Source organism: Flavobacterium ichthyis, from assembly GCF_009915155.1.
In the GTDB taxonomy this organism is placed as follows: domain Bacteria; phylum Bacteroidota; class Bacteroidia; order Flavobacteriales; family Flavobacteriaceae; genus Flavobacterium; species Flavobacterium ichthyis.
This window is the reverse complement of the sequence record NZ_JAABLM010000013.1, coordinates 1-17,884: the sequence shown is the minus strand read 5'-3', so window position 1 is coordinate 17,884 and position 17,884 is coordinate 1. Positions and strand designations below refer to the sequence as shown.

The following is a 17,884-nucleotide window of genomic DNA, read 5'->3' as shown; positions in this document are numbered from 1 at the left end:
AAAATGAAAAAATATTTAACTTTTTTGGGACTTCTTTTTTTAGCAATCCTTTCGGGTTGTGAGAAAGATGATATTTGTGCCGAAAGTACACCAACAACGCCACGATTAGTGATTAATTTTTTTGATCAAACCAATTCTTCTGTTGCCAAAAACCTGACAAATTTTTCTGCCAGAGAAATATCTGAAGAAAACAGATTGGTTTTTAATCCGGAAAGTGAAGGCGAAGCACGTTTTTTAACAAATGCAAATTCTATTGCCTTGCCACTTCGTTTAGACAGCGATGTAACCACTTATATTTTGACTAATTTCAACGGTTCTTCACAACAAAATACCGACACTTTAACTATCGATTATTCAAGAATGCAAATTTACGTTTCACGTGCTTGTGGCTATAAAATGAATTTTTCTTTAACCGATGTTACCCGAACCGGCGGCAACGATGCTAACTGGATTCAAACCATTACAAACGAACAAAACACTATTGAAAATGAAGATGAAGCACACCTCAATTTTTATTTTTAATTTTTTCTGTTTGCTGTTTTGTGCGAACATTTCGGCTCAGGAACCTGCAACAGACACGATTGTTGCGCAAAAATTTCCAGACAGATACGGTTTGAGAGTTGGCGTAGATTTGTTTAAAATTGCCCGTAGTTTCTACGATAAAGAATACAAAGGTTTTGAAATTACAGCCGATTATCGTTTCAATAAAAAAATATACATCGCTGGCGAATTTGGAAATGAAAACAAAACTACTAACGAACCCCAACTGAATTTTACCACTAAAGGAACTTTTGTAAAATTTGGAGCCGATTATAATTTATATGACAATTGGTTAGACATGGAAAACATGATTACCATTGGAGCACGATACGGTTTTAGTACTTTTTCTCAGGAATTGAACAGTTATACAATTTATAATCCTAATCCGTATTTTAGCAATGAAAGTGTCATTACCGAAAGCAGAAGTTTTGACGGCTTGTCAGCGCATTGGCTGGAATTTGTGGCGGGAATGAAAGCGGAAATTTTCGATAACCTTTTTATGGGATTTAGCGTAAGATTAAATTATTTGGTATCAAATAAAAAACCTAACGATTTTGACAATCTTTACATTCCAGGCTTTAATAGGACTTATGACGGAAGTTTTGGCGTAGGATTTAATTACACCGTGAGTTATTTTATTCCGTTGTATAAAAAGCAGCAAAAAGTAAAAAGCATAGAAAAGCCATAAAAAAAGCGGAATCAATTTGGTTCCGCTTTTTTATTTTTTGTTAAATGACAGCTACAACTTTAAATAATTTTTGGAACAAGTTTGACAATACCATAAATCATAATTAAGCTAACAGTAACTACGTTAGTAAAATATATTTGTTTCCAATTTTTCGAAGTATAATCAAGTCTAAAATTTTCGAAATAAACGATAGATACGATGCTTATTGGAACCAACCAACGCATTTCGACATAAGAGATAATAATTAAAGAAAATATAAAATAGGTCAATAATGATATTAACGGAATTACAAACCCTTCAATTGGTTTTCTACGAATATATACAAGTGGGATAATAAAAATTATTATTTGTGTCAACCCCATTTGCCTAATAGAATCTTTTAGCATGTAAAGAAAATCTTTTACAAATTCTTTTAACGTTAGACTAATATCAAAATATAAATGTTCAAAACTGTTTTTAGGCAGTGAATTTTCTCCATATTTAAGCTTATAATCGCTGACTTCATTCCAAGAAACATGCGAATAATTTTTTATTTTTCCTTCGTTGGCATACAACTGAGACAAATATTGTCTTTCTACCCATGTGTTCCCACCCACTCCATCTTTCTTCTCATAAGAAAGGGCGTGGTTTTCGCAGATACTTGGTATATTTAGAATGATAAATATTAAAAAAGTAATTATCGCTGGCGCAAAATCCGCTAATTTTTCAAATTTACGAACTTTATAAGCCCCAAGTAGTAAAAATAGACAGCAAGGTAAATATAGAATAAACATCTCCCTTGTAAAAAATGCAATTGTCAAAAATACTAATGCTATTGATAAAGATTGCTTTTTACTATTGATATATAAATAGCTTTCTAGAATAAATATCACCAATGAAAAGTGAAATAATCCATCATTTGTTCCAATAAAAAATGCGCTTCCCGAAAACAAATAGAACAATAGTAAAAAATAATTTCTCCATTTAAATTTTTTAAAAACATAAATAGTTAAAGTAATTAGCAAGAGTAAATTGACAATTCTCAAAGCAATGTGTGTTTCGAAAATAAGTGTCAAAGGATACACCAAAATCGAATGTGGTACGGAGATTTGGCTTTCCACGGCAGCAATAAATCCAGCGGTTTTTAGGTATTCAAGATTAGAGATAAAAATATTTTCATCTCCATAACCCGCCTCCATTGAGCTATAAAATAGAAATCTTGTGACGCAATAAATGAGCAACACAAAATTTATAAAATAACCAAAAAATACACTTTCTATAAATTTTAAATGGCGCATATATTTTTTACTTTATTTAATCTGTTTAATACCTTTCATAAAAATCCATTTCATAAATAATTTTTCGCCCTCATTGGTTCTAACCGCCTGAAATTGTGGAGCCAAGATTGTAGCAATTACAAACGCTGTCAAGGGAATCCAAAATCCGGTGAGATTGGTGAAAGCGTCAATTAAAAATCTGAAAAGAATAAATAACGCTGCGAAACACAACAATTGATAGACGAAAGCTCTGGTTTTTAAACTCATTTTTTATTGAATTTGCATTTTAAAAATAATTTTCTTTAGAAATTGTATAACTACGAGTCCTGAAATTTAGCTCTTTTTGAACCTTCGTACATTTCGTATTTTACCAACCGAGACTCTAAACTACCGTTAAACAACTTAATTTTTCGGGAAGGTTTTAATCCTACAAATTTTAGTGCTTCAAGATTTGCCGTAATGAACCATGCGTTTGTTCCGGGATAATTTTGCTTCAAAGTATCGCCAATATTTTTGTAAAAACGCTCCATTTCAATATCCAATCTTTCGCCATAAGGTGGATTAAAAACGATGTGTAATTTACTTTCAGACTCTTTTTCGCTTTGGAAAAAATTATGTTCAGATACCGAAATATATTCTTCTAAATTGGCATTTTTCACGTTGTCTTTTGCCTTCATAACCGCCGAAGGAGATTTGTCAAAACCTTTAATCGTATAGTTGAAGTCACGCGTTTTATTTAACAGTGAATCAGTAACTTTATCAAATAATTCATTATCCCAATCGTTCCACTTTTCGAAAGCAAATTCTCTTCTGTTAATATTCGCTGGAATGTTACAAGCAATCATTGCGGCTTCCGCCAAAAATGTTCCGGAACCACACATAGGATCTAAAAAATCACTTTGTCCGTCCCAACCTGAAAGCAACAAAATTCCGGCCGCTAAAACTTCATTTATAGGTGCAATATTTGTTGCCGTTTTATAACCACGATGATGTAAGGAAGCACCAGAAGTATCTAAAGAAACCGTGATTTGGTCGCGATCAATGTGAATATTAATTCGTAAATCCGGGTAATCTTTATCAATGCTTGGTCGAGAACCAAATTTATCCCGAAACTGATCTACAATTGCATCTTTGGCTTTTTGCGCCACAAATTGCGAATGACGAAAAAAATCGGAATGAACCGTAGCATCTATTACAAAAGTTTTACTTGAATGAAGGTATTTTGACCAATCAATGCTGCGAATACCGTGATACAAGCCATTTTCATTTCCTGCACGAAATTTATGAATGGGTTTTAAAATTTTTAAAGCGGTTCGCAAAGCCAAATTCGATTTGTACATAAAACCTTTATCCCCCACAAACTGCACCATCCTCACGCCTTTTTCCACTTGTTGCGCTCCAAGTTTCAACAATTCTTGTTCTAATATTTCTTCAAAACCAAAAAAGGTTTTGGCAATCATCTTAAAATTTTCCATGATAAAGTGTCATTTCCCATGCAAATAATTTATTTACATTCGGCAAAAATACACTAATTTTGCGGCTTAATTCAAACTGATGCTCAAAGAAAACAACCCTTGGTTTGCTTCGTGGTTCAACACACCATATTATCACATTCTTTACAAAGACCGCGATTATGCAGAAGCACAAGTGTTTATGGAAAATATTACCCAATATTTAAACCTTCCCGAAAACGCAAAAATTTTAGATTTGGCTTGTGGCAGAGGTCGTCATTCCATCTATCTCAATCAAATTGGTTATGATGTCACAGGAGTAGATTTGTCGGAAAATAGTATCAACGAAGCCAAAAATTTCGAAAATGAAAACCTGCATTTTGCCGTTCACGATATGCGCGAACCTTTGGCAGAAAAATTTGATGCTATTTTTAATTTGTTCACTAGTTTTGGTTACTTCGAAAATCCCGAAGACAACCAAAAAACCCTCAAAGCTATTCATGAAAGTTTAAATGAAACCGGTTTTGCCGTAATCGATTTTATGAATGTGCATCAAGTGATTAAAAACCTCGTTCCTGAAGAAACTAAATCAGTAGAAGGCATTGATTTTCATATCAAAAGATACGTTGATGACGGATATATTACCAAAGAAATTTCGTTTAAAGATAAAGGCGAAGACTACCATTTCACCGAAAAAGTAAAAGCCATCACGCTGGAAGATTTCGAAAAAATGATGGAAAATTGTGGCATTTATCTGCTCGATATTTTCGGCGATTACAAATTGAGAAAATTTTACAAAAATGAGAGCGAGCGTCTCATAATGGTTTTTAAATAAATAAAAAATGTTTCCAGGATCGTATTATATTTTACCTTTACTTTCGGTAATTTTGGGTTATGCGGTAGCCTTATTTTTAAAACCTACCAAAAAAACCAACCTTAAACTATTAATGGCATTCAGCGGTGCTTTCTTGCTGTCTATCACTGTAATGCATCTTTTGCCGGAAGTTTATGAATCGGCTAATAATCACGGTTTAGAAACTCAAATAGCAGAATCTCACACTCCTGAAATCCACGATCACAATCATACCAATCACAATCATCACGACCAAGTAGCACACGAACATCACGACCATGAACACCATCATCCATCGGGAAAAATTGGCATTTACATTATGCTTGGAATTTTATTCCAAATTATCTTAGAATTTTTCTCAAAAGGTGCCGAACACGGTCACGTTCACGGACACCACGAAATGACAAAAATGCCGTGGCTTTTATTCCTAAGTTTGTGTATTCATGCGCTTTTAGAAGGATTTCCTGTAAGCCATCACAACGATTTAGCATTAGGAATCGCCATTCATCACTTACCAATTGCCGTCATTTTGACTTCCTTTTTTCTCAACGCAAAACTCAACAAAACCGCCATATTTTTCTTCATGATCACTTTCGCGTTCATGACACCTTTGGGAACTTTTGCTTCAGAATTTTCGCCGCAACTTGAGCAATATTACACCGAAATTTCTGCTGTAGTCATCGGAATTTTATTCCACATATCGTCAACTATTATTTTCGAAAGCAGTGAAAATCACAAGTTTAACTTTGCCAAATTGGCCATGATAGCCATCGGAATTGTGTCGGCTTATTTTTTAAGTTAAATAAAATTTATTTTTTGGGCGTGTCCCTTCGGGTCGCGCTATTCGCTACAATCTTTATTTTTTTCTGTTGTCTTCACCAAGCACAATCTTTACAAAAAAAATAAAGGATTTTCGCTGCTATCGCTCACGCAAACCCGTGCAAACTTCGTATATTTGGGATATAATTTCGTACCGTTTATGACATTTATCAAAACCACAGAACAATCCTCAAAATACAACCACCTCGAAAAAATGCCGGTTTCCGAACTCTTGAAAAACATCAATCAAGAAGATCAAGCCGTTCCACTTGCGGTAGAAAAAGCACTACCGGAAATAGAAAAACTCGTGGAAAAAATTGTATCGCAAATGAAAAAAGGCGGCCGATTATTCTATATTGGAGCCGGAACTTCAGGACGCTTGGGAATTGTAGATGCTTCAGAATGTCCGCCCACTTTTGGCGTTCCTTTTGATTTGGTTATTGGAATTATTGCCGGAGGCGACACCGCCATTCGCAAAGCGGTAGAATTTGCCGAAGATGACAAAAACCAAGCTTGGATAGATCTTTCTGAGTGGAAAATTAACGAAAATGATGTGGTGATTGGCATAGCTGCTTCGGGAACAACGCCTTATGTTATTGGTGGTTTGCAAAAATGCAACGAAAATAATATCACCACCGGAAGCATTTCCTGTAATGCCGGAAGTCCCTTATCGCAAACCGCACAATTTCCCATCGAAGTGATTGTGGGACCAGAATTTGTTACGGGAAGTTCTCGCATGAAAGCCGGAACCGCACAAAAATTAGTCTTGAACATGATTTCCACGGCAACGATGATTCAGCTGGGAAAAGTGAAAGGAAATAAAATGGTGGACATGCAACTGAGCAATCATAAATTAGTGGGTCGCGCTGTAAAAATGGTGATGGATGAACTGTCAATCAACGAAAATGAAGCGACAAACCTAATTGAAAGATTCGGCAACGTTCGCAACGCCATTGAAAATTACAAATCATAAAACATGAAAACCGACAGAAAAATTTTACAAAAAGGGATTTTATATTTGTCCATGGCTTTACCACTATTTTTTTTAGGACCGGTAGTCATTCATAGTTCGTTTAAAAACGAAGACCATCCGTTTTTTATTCCGGTTTTGGGCATGGGAATCATTGCGAGTTTGGCCGCAATTTTCTTGATGTTTTCTGGAATTAGAAAAATAATGAACAGCATGTTTGGAAAATCATGAAAAAAGCAAAATTTTCTTTCGAAAGTCGCAGGTGTTTTTTTAGAAAAATATGATATGAAATTTTTTTTAAATATTCTGCAGATTGGTGAACAAGTTTTAGCCCCGTCCCGAAGTTTCGGGAGAAGCGAAAAACTGGATTGGCTTCTTAAAAATATAAACATGAAAAGATTGTTACTACTGACGGTTTTAGCAGCAACCACAATGTCTTGCTATGAAGTGAAACGCGAATGCCAAGATTTTAAAACGGGCAAATTTGAGTTTGAATATGAAGTAAATGGCGTCAAAAAAAAGTCGTTTTTTGTAAGAAATGACTCGATTGAAATTGACACTTATGAAGGAAAAACAGACACCTCGACAGTACGATGGATTAACGATTGTGAATTTGTTTTAGAAAAATTGCGCCCAAAAAATATTGCGGAAAAAAAGGCAATTCACATGAAAATTTTATCGACTACGGAAAATTCTTATACCTTTGAATTTTCAAATTTGGGCGAAAGCCAAAAACAAAAAGGAACGGTTACAAAAATTAAATAACATCAATTTTAAATGGAAGTTTTTTCAAACCCAGATGCTTGGATTGCCTTGCTAACATTGACTTTTCTTGAAATAATTTTAGGAATTGACAACATCATTTTTATCTCAATCGTAACCGGAAAATTACCCGAAGAAAAGCGAAAAAAAGCTACCCGACTCGGATTATTCTTGGCGATGTTCATGAGAATTGCATTGCTTTTTGGAATCACACTTTTAATCGCCATGAAAAAACCTTGGTTTAGCTTTGATTGGGGATTTTTAAAGGCAGATATTACCGGTCAAGCCCTGATTTTGCTATTGGGAGGTTTATTTTTGATTTATAAAAGTACCAAGGAAATTCACGAAAAAGTGGACCATAAAGGCGAAGAAGAAAAGGAATTGAAAATTTCAGCGAAAAAATCTTTCGGGAATGTGATTTTCCAGATTTTGTTGATTGATTTAATTTTTTCGGTCGATTCCATTTTGACGGCTGTTGGAATGACCAGCGGGATTGAAGGTGCGTTGCCAATTATGATTACGGCTGTTGTGATATCGGTTGGGGTGATGATGCTTTTTGCGGTTCCGGTAGGAAATTTCGTAAACAGAAATCCGTCGATCCAAATTTTAGGTTTGGCGTTTTTAATCCTAATTGGGTTTATGTTGATTACCGAAAGTATGCATCTATCTGGTGCGGAATTGGCAGGACAACACGTTGGGGCAGTTCCAAAAGGTTATTTATATTTTGCGATTGCTTTTTCGCTTGCGGTGGAATTTTTGAATATGAAAATGCGGAAAAAAGCGAGTTAGTTTTTTTTAAGCTACGAATGATTGTTGCCACTGATTATTTGTTTAGCCACGAATTCACGAATTTATTATCAATTTGTGAATTCGTGGCTTTATCTATAAGGAAAATTCTTTATTACAATTTTCGCAGTGGTATTTGTATTTGGTGTAAAACGGCAGTATCACAAAAAACATAGAAACGAGGAACGAAATCAGCGATTTAAAATCGGTGATGCTGGTAAATAGTTGTGCTTTTTGAGCACCACAGTGCGGACATTCAATAGGTTTTCCACTATCGTCTAAAGAAAAATCGCTGATTTCCGATAAAATTTTTGTTGCATTTTCGTAATCTGTTTCTTTTACAAAAAGTTTGACACCACCAATTGCGTTACTTACCATCGGATCTGTATCGATTGTAAAATGATCCCGCAAAAATACTTCTATACCTTCCGATTCTAACTTACCTTTCACAACAATTGCCTCGCTCGAGTACGTATATTGTGCGAGTTTTTTGAATGAATTTTCCATGTTAGCAGATTTCTATTTTGATTTATAAACGCCAATTTAGCTGTTTAAAATATCCTTTTTTATTTGCTATTGTCAAAAGCTCTAATCTATTTGCCACTTCTCTCCAATTCCTGAGTTGCGGTTTAGGAATGACAAGATTACTGCTTTTTAATTTTATAAAAATATGGAATTTGGTTTCGTAAACCGTTTCCAGTTGAGCAATATCGAACTTGGTTTCAATTTGCTCCATTTTTATTTTAAAATATTGATCTTCAATTTCTAAAAATACAAGTTGATTGAAATCATGCATATATCGTTTTCGAACCGCTTTTTGCATTTGCCTCAGTCTTATACCTTTATAGGATGCGATATATGAAATAATCTGGATTATAGAAAATCCAGCAATTACGTAAAAAGCTTCGTAGCTTTCAACTAAATAAAGTAGAAGACAAAGAAACAGCATGTTTCCTATCATCCAAATCACGATATACTTTAAGGATTGCTTTAATTCCCCAGATACCTTATCTAAAAACAAATTCATCTGAAGAAAATCGTTTTCTTGTATTTTGTATTCAACAATCATAACCTGAAAAATTATTATTAAATCAATCCAAACTCATCGTTATTTGTCCGTCGTCGTCAGAATTTACATCGCCAGAATCTTCAATCTCTGAAGCGGAAGGTCTCACAGGTTCTGGTTCAATTTCTTCTTCGTAAGGCAACGATTCTAACAAGTTTATTTGTTTGATTTTATCCGTTGTCAATTGATTTCCAAGCGCTTTGATGCCTTTCACCGCAATAAATTCTTCGAAATTTACCGTTTGGTTTTCTTTTTGAATTCCTTTTGCTTTCGCAAAAACAACTTCCGCAACCGGACGGTAATCTGTTGAAACAATTTCTAACTGAGATTTCGCATGTTCTGTAATGAAAATTTCTTCTTTGTTTTCATTTTCCACCAAAAATCTTTTCACAAAATATCGGTCTTTTTCTCCATCAAAATAAATGGCAGAAATTGGTTTTTTCGGTTTCCATTTTTCTAGAACAATCATATCTTCGTCGAAATGCGTGGTCAATTCCGGAACGATGGTTTTCACTTTTCCGCTTTGCGAAATGATTAAAATTCTGTCATTCGGGCGAAATTCTCCCAGAAGTTCTCCTCTTCCATCTACATTCAATCGCTGAACAGTATCGTCAAACCACACTTTTCGCGGTCTCAAAGTAGAAATTCCCTTTTCTTTGAGTTCGATTTTTTTAATCGGATATTTCGTTACGGTATTTCCTCGAGAAGCACGACCTTTTATGGCAATATCGGCAAAATCTAAATCCCATTTTAATTTTTTTACACTTCCCACTTGACGAAGCAAAATCGTCACCGTTTCGGCTTCACCATTAGGATTTGCTGAAAAATACGTTACCATCGAACCTGGTTTTTCCTGCGTTAAATCGTAAAATTTATCGCGGGTAATCCCGGAGACGTTAAAACGCTTGATGAATGTAGAACCATTTTTGCCATCACGATAAATCATGTTGTAAATGGTTCGTTTGTCGTTTTTATCAAAAACCGCAATGTGAATGATGTCTTTGCCCACAAATTTCTTTTCGTCCACTTTAGAAACCATCATTTTTCCGTCACGCAGAAAAACAATTACATCGTCAATATCCGAACAATCAGCAACATATTCGTCTTTTTTCAATCCGGTCCCGAAAAAACCTTCTTCTTTATTGACGTAAAGTTTGGTGTTTCTGAGTACCACTTTTGTCGCTTCAATGGTATCAAAACTGCGTAATTCGGTTTGGCGTTCACGGCCTTTTCCAAATTTTTCTTTTAATTTTTGAAAAAATGCTATTGCAAAATCAATCAGGTTGTCCAAATGATTTTTCACTTCTTCCATCTCGGCTTCGAGCTTAGCAATCGCGTCATCTGCTTTATCCGAATCAAAACGGGTAATACGAATCATTGGAATTTGCGTGAGCTTTTGCAAATCATCGTCGTTAATTTCTCTAACTAAAATTGACTGAAACGGCTCAAATCTTTTGTATAAATATTGGTACAAAGATTCTCTGTCTGAATACAATTTGAAGTCAATGTACATTTCTTCACGAATGAATATTTTTTCCAAGGTTGAAAAATGCCACTTATTTTCTAGTTCGTCCAACTGAATTTCGAGTTCGCGTTTGAGCAAACCTACGGTTCTGTTAGTCGAAATTTTCAGCATATCCGAAACCCCAATAAACAGCGGTTTATTATCCTGAATCACGCAACCCAACGGAGCAATCGAGGTTTCGCAAGCCGTGAAAGCATACAATGCATCAATGGTTTTATCTGGCGAAACACCAGCCGGAAGGTGAATTAAAATTTCAACTTCTGCAGCGGTATTGTCTTCAATTTTTTTAATTTTAATTTTCCCTTTTTCATTCGCTTTCAAAATACTGTCAATCAGCGAACCCGTATTGGTAGAAAAAGGAATTTGTGTGATGGTAAGCGTTTGTTTGTCGAGCTGATTTATTTTGGCACGAACCCGAACACGACCACCACGTAGTCCATCGTTATAGTTGGATACATCAGCAATTCCTGCAGTTGGAAAATCCGGATAAAGTGTAAACGGTTTGTTTTTTAAAATTTTAATCGAAGCATCAATCAGTTCATTAAAATTATGTGGCAAAATTTTGGTAGAAAGACCCACGGCAATCCCCTCGCCTCCTTGTGCCAAAAGCAACGGAAATTTCACCGGAAGGTTGACAGGTTCTGCACGTCTTCCGTCATAAGAAACACCCCATTCGGTAATTTTTGGGGAATATAAAATATCGTGACCTAACTTAGAAATTCTGGCTTCAATGTAACGGGAAGCTGCGGCACCATCTCCTGTAAGAATATTTCCCCAGTTTCCTTGCATGTCAATAAGCAAATCTTTTTGACCGATTTGCACAATGGCATCACCAATACTGGCATCACCGTGAGGATGATATTGCATGGTATGCCCCACAATATTGGCCACTTTGTTGTAACGACCGTCATCCAATTCTTTCATAGAATGCATGATGCGTCGTTGAACCGGCTTGAAACCATCTTCAATTGCGGGAACAGCTCGTTCGAGAATTACATACGAAGCATAATCCAAAAACCAATCTTTGTACATTCCGGTAACTTTGGTAATGGTATCGTCTGGGTTTTCGTTATTTTCATAAAAATGATCTCCCGAAGAAAGCCTGATTTCGTCTTCAAATCCTTCTTCATTTTTATTGTCAAACGATTGGTTTTGGCCGTTATTTTCGTCTTCGTTTGGGATAATGTTGTCGTCTTCTTCGTTGTTCATATAAAAGTTGGAAAGTTTCAGAGTTGCAAAGTTTCAAAGTCAAAGCCTGATAAAGAGTTTGTTACTTTAAAACTAAGTCACTTTGTTACAATTTCGTTTTAATTTTTCTCCACCAAATCTAATTCTACCTTCAAATTGTTGATGATAAAATCTTGTCTGTCGGGCGTATTTTTTCCCATGTAAAATTCAAGCAACGTTTCAATTGAAGTGGCTTTGTCTAACATCACGGGATCTAAACGGATATCATCGCCAATGAAATGTTTAAACTCGTCCGGAGAAATTTCTCCCAAACCTTTAAATCGCGTGATTTCGGGTTTTGGTTTTAATTTTTCTATGGCGTTCACACGTTCTTCTTCGGTATAACAATAAATGGTTTCTTTTTTATTTCTCACCCGAAATAAAGGTGTTTGCAAAATATACAAATGTCCTTCTTTGATTAATTCCGGGAAAAATTGCAGGAAAAAAGTAATCAGTAGCAAGCGAATATGCATACCATCGACATCGGCATCTGTAGCAATTACGATGTTGTTGTAACGCAAATTTTCGTAATCTTCCTCAATATCTAATGCCGCTTGAAGCAAATTAAATTCTTCGTTTTCGTACACAATTTTTTTAGTCATTCCGTAGGAATTAAGCGGTTTTCCACGCAAACTAAAAACGGCTTGTGTATTCACGTCACGACTTTTGGTAATACTTCCAGATGCAGAATCTCCCTCCGTGATAAAAAGTGTACTTTCTAAACAACGTGGGTTTTTGGTATCGGGCAAATGAACTCTGCAATCGCGTAATTTTTTGTTGTGCAAACTCGCTTTCTTGGCACGTTCTTTCGCCAATTTTCTAATTCCGGAAAGTTCTTTGCGTTCGCGTTCCGCCTGAAGTATTTTTTTCAGCAAAGCTTCGGCGGTTTCCGGATTTTTGTGTAAAAAATTATCCAATTTTGTGGTGACAAAATCGTGAATAAAAGTTCGCACGGTTGGCCCATTCGGACCCATGTCGGTTGAACCTAATTTGGTTTTGGTTTGGCTCTCAAAAACCGGTTCTTCAACTTTTACCGAAATTGCCGCTACAACCGATTTTCGAATATCCGAAGCCTCAAAACCTTTGTTGTAAAATTCCCGAATCGTTTTTACTACCGCTTCGCGAAAAGCATTCAAGTGCGTTCCACCTTGCGTGGTATTTTGTCCGTTTACAAACGAATGGTATTCTTCCGAATATTGTGATTTACTGTGGGTTAAAGAAAACTCGATGTCTTCGCCACGCAAATGCACAATTGGGTAAACCATATCTTCTTCAGCAATATTTTCTTCTAATAAATCTTTTAGTCCATATTCCGAAAAATATTTTTCGCCGTTGTAATAAATGGTCAATCCGGTGTTGAGATAACAATAGTTTTTCAACATCCGAATTACGTATTCATTGCGGTATTTGTAGTTTTTAAAAATGGTATCGTCTGCGACAAAAACGACTTTAGTTCCTTTGCGTTTGGTGGTTTCCTGAACGTCTTCTTCGAGCGTTAAATTTCCGGCAGAAAATTCGGCGGCTTTTTGCTGGTTATCTCTCACCGATTCTACTCTGAAATAATTAGACAAAGCATTGACAGCCTTGGTACCAACTCCGTTTAATCCAACAGATTTTTTGAAGGCTTTGCTGTCATACTTTCCTCCAGTATTCATTTTGGAAACTACATCAACAACTTTTCCCAATGGAATTCCTCGACCGTAATCGCGAACGGAAACCGTTTTATCTTTGATGGAAACTTCAATGGTTTTGCCGGCTCCCATAACAAATTCATCGATACAGTTGTCGATAACTTCTTTGAGTAAAATATAAATTCCGTCGTCTGGCGAAGATCCGTCGCCCAATTTTCCGATGTACATTCCGGGACGCATACGGATGTGTTCGCGCCAATCGAGTGATCGAATATTGTCTTCGGTATATTGATTTTGTTCTGACATTGAAAATTTACGGTTTTTGCGCTAATATACGGCATTCACCCGGAAAATTAAAACAGGATGCTTCAAAGTTTTCAGCCAGATATTGACAAATTTTTATGGTTGAATTTGGAATTTTTTGTGATGTTTTGCAGGGGTTTGCGTGAGGGATTGAGCCTTTGTTTGAGCTCGTTTTTTTGGTGTAACGAAGTGGAACCAAAAAAACAGCGAGTGGCGAAAGCCCGACCCAATTTTTTTCGGTAAATTTCTGTTTTGCAGTTTGGTACTAAAATTGGGGTCACGCCCAAATTAAAAAAATTTAGGAAATGAGGTTTAATTTACTCTTTTTTCGGCTGTAAGAAAAATAGATAATTAGTCCTATGATGAGCCATATGGTGAAATAAATCCAGTTCCAAACGCTGAGTTCTGCCATCATATAGAGGCATGAAACCAGGCCGAGAAGCGGTATTAATGAGAGGTTTTTTCGGAAGGCCCAAACGGCGAAAAATAACAGTGAAATCAGGAAAATCCACATTGGAATTTTGTGTTTGAAGAGCTGAAATCCGGTTTCGTATTTGAGGTTTTGGTCAATTGGTAACGAGGCGACAATGGTTTCGTATTGGTCGCTTTGGTTGTGATATTCTGTTAAAATGCGTTCGAGATCATTGGTTTTGTTGGTGTACACATTTTCTTTATCGATTGATACCAAATAATCATACACTTGTTTGGTTTCGGATTTTGAAAGCGAAGTGACGATTGCCGCGGGTTGGTTGACCTGAGGCACGTTGTTGATGAAATCGAGTGTGGCTTTTTTGTTTTGGGTGAAAGCCATTATTACTCCAACGATTAATAGTAACGGAAAAATAAATTTGGCATTAATGTAAGGCGTTTTGAATTTTCCGCGAGGAATGATCGGGCGATTTTGCAGGACTAAAACACCTGCGCAAACCAAGACAAAAGCGAATAATGTTCCTATGCTACAAAGATCTGTTACTAATGTTAAATTTAAAAATAAAGCAGGAATTGCCACGACAAATCCGGTAACGATGGTGGCAAATGATGGCGTTTTGAACCGTGGATGTACTCTGGAAAATTTTTCTGGCAATAATCCATCTCGGCTCATGCTCATCCAAATTCTGGGTTGTCCCATTTGAAAAACTAAAAGTACACTTGCCATAGCAACAACGGCACTTACTGCGATAATTCCGGACAGCCATTTTAAGTCTAATTCGTCAAAAACAAAAGCCAACGGATCGCCAACATTTAACAATTTATAATTGACCATTCCGGTTAAAACCAAGGCGATGGCGATATAGAGAATTGTACAGATGATTATTGCCCACATCATACCTTTTGGTAAATCTTTTTGCGGATTTTTACATTCTTCGGCGGTGGTGGAAATGGCGTCAAAACCAATGTATGCAAAGAAAACAGCGGAAACTCCTTTAAGAATACCTCCTACTCCATTTGGCGCAAACGGATTCCAATTATTAGTATCCACATAAAAAATTCCCACGGCAATTACCAATAAAATGATACATAATTTAACCACAACCATCATATTGCTGGCGTTTCGAGATTCTTTCATTCCTCTGTAAACCAATGCGGTGATAATAATTATAATGAGTAAAGCGGGTAAATCTGCCACAACATGAAACGAGCCAATTGTGGGAGAAGTTGTCCAAGCAGTATAGGCGTTTTGGAGGCTCGAATCTAAATCTTCGAAAGATTTTCCACCTTGCATTAAAGCCGTTGCATCGCTAAAACCGTTGGATGCCGTGAGATAATCCATCTGAATCCATTGCGGAAGATATAAACCGCCACTTTCGAGCAATCCTGTAAAATAATCGCTCCAGGAAATCGCAACTGTAATATTCCCGATGGCATATTCCATAATCAAAGCCCAACCTATTATCCAGGCAATCAATTCGCCAAAAGCCACATAAGAATAAGTATATGCACTTCCAGACACGGGAACCATTGAGGCAAATTCGGCATAAGCGAAAGCGGCAAATCCACAAGCCAAAGCCGTGAATAAAAATAAAAAAATTACTGCAGGACCTCCGTCAGCACTTGCTTTTCCAATGGTTGAAAAAATTCCTGCACCTACAATTGCCGCAATCCCAAAAGCGGTTAAATCTTTTGCTGTTAAATGTTTTCCGAGTGAGGCATGACCCGCTTCCTTATTTTTTTCAACTTGATCTAAAATTTCTTCAACGGTTTTTTTTCGGAATAAACTGGAAAACGACATGGTGCAAAAATTTAAAGTGGGTTTGTGAAAAACAAATATATGAAAGCAATTGCAATAATGAACAGTAAGATTTTTTCTTTTGATAAACAAAAACTATTATAAAATAAAAATATATAATTAAAAATTATAGATATTACTACTTCATTAAGCTAAATTTGCCATAACAAAATAACTCAAGTCTAATTTAATAAAAACATAATTATGTCATTAGTAGGTAAAAAATTTCCAAGTATTGCAATTGATGCTATTTCAGAAATGGGTGATAACATGAAAATCAACATTTTTGAAGAAGCTGTAAATAACAACAAAAAAGTAATATTGTTTTGGTATCCAAAAGATTTCACATTCGTTTGTCCAACAGAATTACATGCTTTTCAAGCTGCTTTGCCAGAATTTGAAAAAAGAAATACAATTGTAATTGGAGCTTCATGCGATACTAACGAAGTTCATTTTGCTTGGTTAAATACACCAAAAAACAACGGTGGAATTGAAGGTGTAACTTACCCGCTTTTAGCAGATACCACACGCAACCTTTCTAACATTTTAGGAATTTTAGATGTTGAATCTACCAGTTTTGACGATGAACTCGATAGCATCATCATTGAAGGTTCTAACGTGACCTATCGTGCTACTTATTTAGTTGACGAAACCGGAAAAATTTTCCATGAAAGCGTTAATGATATGCCATTAGGAAGAAATGTAAACGAATATTTACGTTTAATTGATGCTTACACTCACGTTCAAACTAAAGGTGAAGTTTGTCCTGCAAACTGGGAAGAAGGAAAAGAAGCTATGAATGCAGATAGAAATAGTACTGCTGCTTACTTAGCATCTAATTAATCATTTGAGGTTTTAAAGTTGCAGTGTTGCAAAGTATTGTTGGTACCAAAATAAAAATCCGGTATTTGTAACCCTGCAGCCTTAAATCTTCGTAACTAAAAATCAAAACTATGTTAATCGATTTAAGCGAAGATACATTACAAAATTTGGTAGAAACCAATGAAAAAGTAATCGTACAATATTCGGCATCATGGTGTGGCAACTGCCGAATCATGAAGCCAAAATTTAAAAAAATGGCAACAGAAAACGAGCAGATTGCGTTTGTTTTGGTTGATGCAGAAAATTCACCAGAATCAAGAAAATTAGCAAACGTTTCTAATTTACCTACATTCGCTACGTTCGTGAACGGAAAATTAGTGAACCAAACCCAAACCAACAAAGCTGAAGTTTTGGCAGAATTGGTAACGGAAATTGCGTAATAAGACCTTTAGCGCTTTGGACGTCTTAGACGACTTAAACGTTATCTATCTCTAAAAATGTTCAAAAAAATCTAATTGGTCTAAAAATCTAACCCTCTAAGAAGCCCAAAATGAAATTACCCGTTATCAAACACCTCACCCAATTTATTGAGGAAAACGATCAGGATTACATCATAGAAACCATCGAAGTCTTGGAAGCGCTAACTGAAATACCATCGCTAAAAGACGAAGAACTAGACGTAATTGGTGAACTGATTTCCAATATGTATGGAGCTCTAGAGGTTCACAAAATGGTCAAGGACGGTACCGAAAAAAAGGAAGCGCTCAACAATTTTATGAAACGCGTCCTCGGTTCTATTGACAAATAATTTCCAACAACGAAAACGCCTCAGTTTGAACATGCCCCAAAAAGTTAGACACTATTTGGGGCATTTTTTATGGAAAGAAAAGTTAAGTATGATTACGCATTTAAATTAGAATGTGTTAAGTTAGTTTTAGAGAAACATTATTCTGTTTTG

The 17,884-nt window shown here is 35.9% G+C and carries 19 protein-coding genes; 11 read left to right on the top strand and 8 right to left on the bottom strand.

Annotated elements, in window-relative coordinates; genetic code table 11:
• The first annotated feature begins 3 nt into the window (after positions 1-3).
• Together GV828_RS10730 and GV828_RS10725 are read left to right on the top strand one after the other, a co-directional pair.
• Positions 4-522 (top strand): DUF6452 family protein, encoded by a 519-nt coding sequence (locus tag GV828_RS10730; RefSeq protein WP_166537495.1) that lies wholly within the window; start codon positions 4-6, stop codon positions 520-522.
• A complete protein-coding gene (locus GV828_RS10725; RefSeq protein ID WP_166537549.1) occupies positions 494-1,228 on the top strand; it encodes a DUF6048 family protein in 735 nt (244 codons plus the stop codon). The genes GV828_RS10730 and GV828_RS10725 overlap by 29 nt, the downstream gene beginning before the upstream one ends.
• 59 nt (positions 1,229-1,287) lie before the next feature.
• On the opposite strand, the gene GV828_RS10720 is transcribed toward GV828_RS10725, so the two are convergent.
• The 3 genes from GV828_RS10720 to GV828_RS10710 are packed head-to-tail and all read right to left on the bottom strand — an operon-like array spanning position 1,288 to position 3,959.
• Positions 1,288-2,505 carry a hypothetical protein gene (locus GV828_RS10720; RefSeq protein ID WP_166537494.1) on the bottom strand — a complete coding sequence of 406 codons (1,218 nt, stop codon included), beginning with the start codon at positions 2,503-2,505 and terminating at the stop codon, positions 1,288-1,290.
• 12 nt (positions 2,506-2,517) lie between these two features.
• Positions 2,518-2,751: a hypothetical protein gene (locus GV828_RS10715; protein WP_166537493.1), complete on the bottom strand. Its 234-nt coding sequence runs from the start codon at positions 2,749-2,751 to the stop codon at positions 2,518-2,520.
• A gap of 50 nt (positions 2,752-2,801) precedes the next feature.
• A complete protein-coding gene (locus GV828_RS10710; RefSeq protein WP_208103182.1) occupies positions 2,802-3,959 on the bottom strand; it encodes a THUMP domain-containing class I SAM-dependent RNA methyltransferase in 1,158 nt (385 codons plus the stop codon).
• A 79-nt stretch (positions 3,960-4,038) separates the two neighbouring features.
• Here GV828_RS10710 and GV828_RS10705 point away from each other — a divergent pair, with 79 nt between their 5' ends.
• From GV828_RS10705 to GV828_RS10680, 6 genes are all read left to right on the top strand, one after another.
• Positions 4,039-4,770, top strand: a complete 732-nt coding sequence (locus GV828_RS10705) for a class I SAM-dependent DNA methyltransferase (RefSeq protein ID WP_166537492.1) — start codon at positions 4,039-4,041, stop codon at positions 4,768-4,770.
• 7 nt (positions 4,771-4,777) lie between these two features.
• Entirely contained in the window at positions 4,778-5,590 is an 813-nt protein-coding gene (locus GV828_RS10700; protein WP_166537491.1) for a ZIP family metal transporter, read from the top strand.
• A gap of 177 nt (positions 5,591-5,767) precedes the next feature.
• Positions 5,768-6,580: an N-acetylmuramic acid 6-phosphate etherase gene (gene murQ / locus GV828_RS10695; RefSeq protein WP_166537547.1), complete on the top strand. Its 813-nt coding sequence runs from the start codon at positions 5,768-5,770 to the stop codon at positions 6,578-6,580.
• Between the two features lie 3 nt (positions 6,581-6,583).
• Positions 6,584-6,808, top strand: coding sequence for a DUF6095 family protein (locus GV828_RS10690; protein WP_166537490.1), 225 nt, complete (start codon positions 6,584-6,586; stop codon positions 6,806-6,808).
• A gap of 54 nt (positions 6,809-6,862) precedes the next feature.
• Positions 6,863-7,342 (top strand): DNA topoisomerase IV, encoded by a 480-nt coding sequence (locus GV828_RS10685; RefSeq protein WP_317163824.1) that lies wholly within the window; start codon positions 6,863-6,865, stop codon positions 7,340-7,342.
• Between the two features lie 12 nt (positions 7,343-7,354).
• Positions 7,355-8,128: a TerC family protein gene (locus GV828_RS10680; RefSeq protein WP_166537489.1), complete on the top strand. Its 774-nt coding sequence runs from the start codon at positions 7,355-7,357 to the stop codon at positions 8,126-8,128.
• A gap of 93 nt (positions 8,129-8,221) precedes the next feature.
• Here the strand turns inward: GV828_RS10680 and GV828_RS10675 are convergent, their stop codons facing one another.
• The 5 genes from GV828_RS10675 to GV828_RS10655 form a co-directional block, all read right to left on the bottom strand.
• Complete coding sequence (locus GV828_RS10675; protein WP_166537488.1) at positions 8,222-8,632, bottom strand: putative signal transducing protein; 411 nt, start codon at positions 8,630-8,632, stop codon at positions 8,222-8,224.
• 22 nt (positions 8,633-8,654) lie between these two features.
• Positions 8,655-9,194 (bottom strand): hypothetical protein, encoded by a 540-nt coding sequence (locus tag GV828_RS10670; protein WP_166537487.1) that lies wholly within the window; start codon positions 9,192-9,194, stop codon positions 8,655-8,657.
• Positions 9,195-9,216: 22 nt separating this feature from the next.
• On the bottom strand, positions 9,217-11,925 hold the full coding sequence (locus GV828_RS10665; RefSeq protein ID WP_166537486.1) for a DNA gyrase/topoisomerase IV subunit A: 2,709 nt from the start codon (positions 11,923-11,925) through the stop codon (positions 9,217-9,219).
• A 98-nt stretch (positions 11,926-12,023) separates the two neighbouring features.
• Positions 12,024-13,880, bottom strand: a complete 1,857-nt coding sequence (locus tag GV828_RS10660; protein ID WP_166537485.1) for a DNA topoisomerase IV subunit B — start codon at positions 13,878-13,880, stop codon at positions 12,024-12,026.
• 295 nt (positions 13,881-14,175) lie between these two features.
• Entirely contained in the window at positions 14,176-16,107 is a 1,932-nt protein-coding gene (locus tag GV828_RS10655; protein ID WP_166537484.1) for an amino acid permease, read from the bottom strand.
• A gap of 201 nt (positions 16,108-16,308) precedes the next feature.
• Between GV828_RS10655 and GV828_RS10650 the strand changes: the two genes are divergently transcribed.
• From GV828_RS10650 to GV828_RS10640, 3 genes are all read left to right on the top strand, one after another.
• Entirely contained in the window at positions 16,309-16,947 is a 639-nt protein-coding gene (locus GV828_RS10650; protein WP_166537483.1) for a peroxiredoxin, read from the top strand.
• Between the two features lie 110 nt (positions 16,948-17,057).
• Entirely contained in the window at positions 17,058-17,366 is a 309-nt protein-coding gene (locus tag GV828_RS10645; protein ID WP_166537482.1) for a thioredoxin family protein, read from the top strand.
• 110 nt (positions 17,367-17,476) lie between these two features.
• Positions 17,477-17,734 carry a DUF6952 family protein gene (locus GV828_RS10640; protein WP_166537481.1) on the top strand — a complete coding sequence of 86 codons (258 nt, stop codon included), beginning with the start codon at positions 17,477-17,479 and terminating at the stop codon, positions 17,732-17,734.
• Positions 17,735-17,884: the final 150 nt, after the last annotated feature.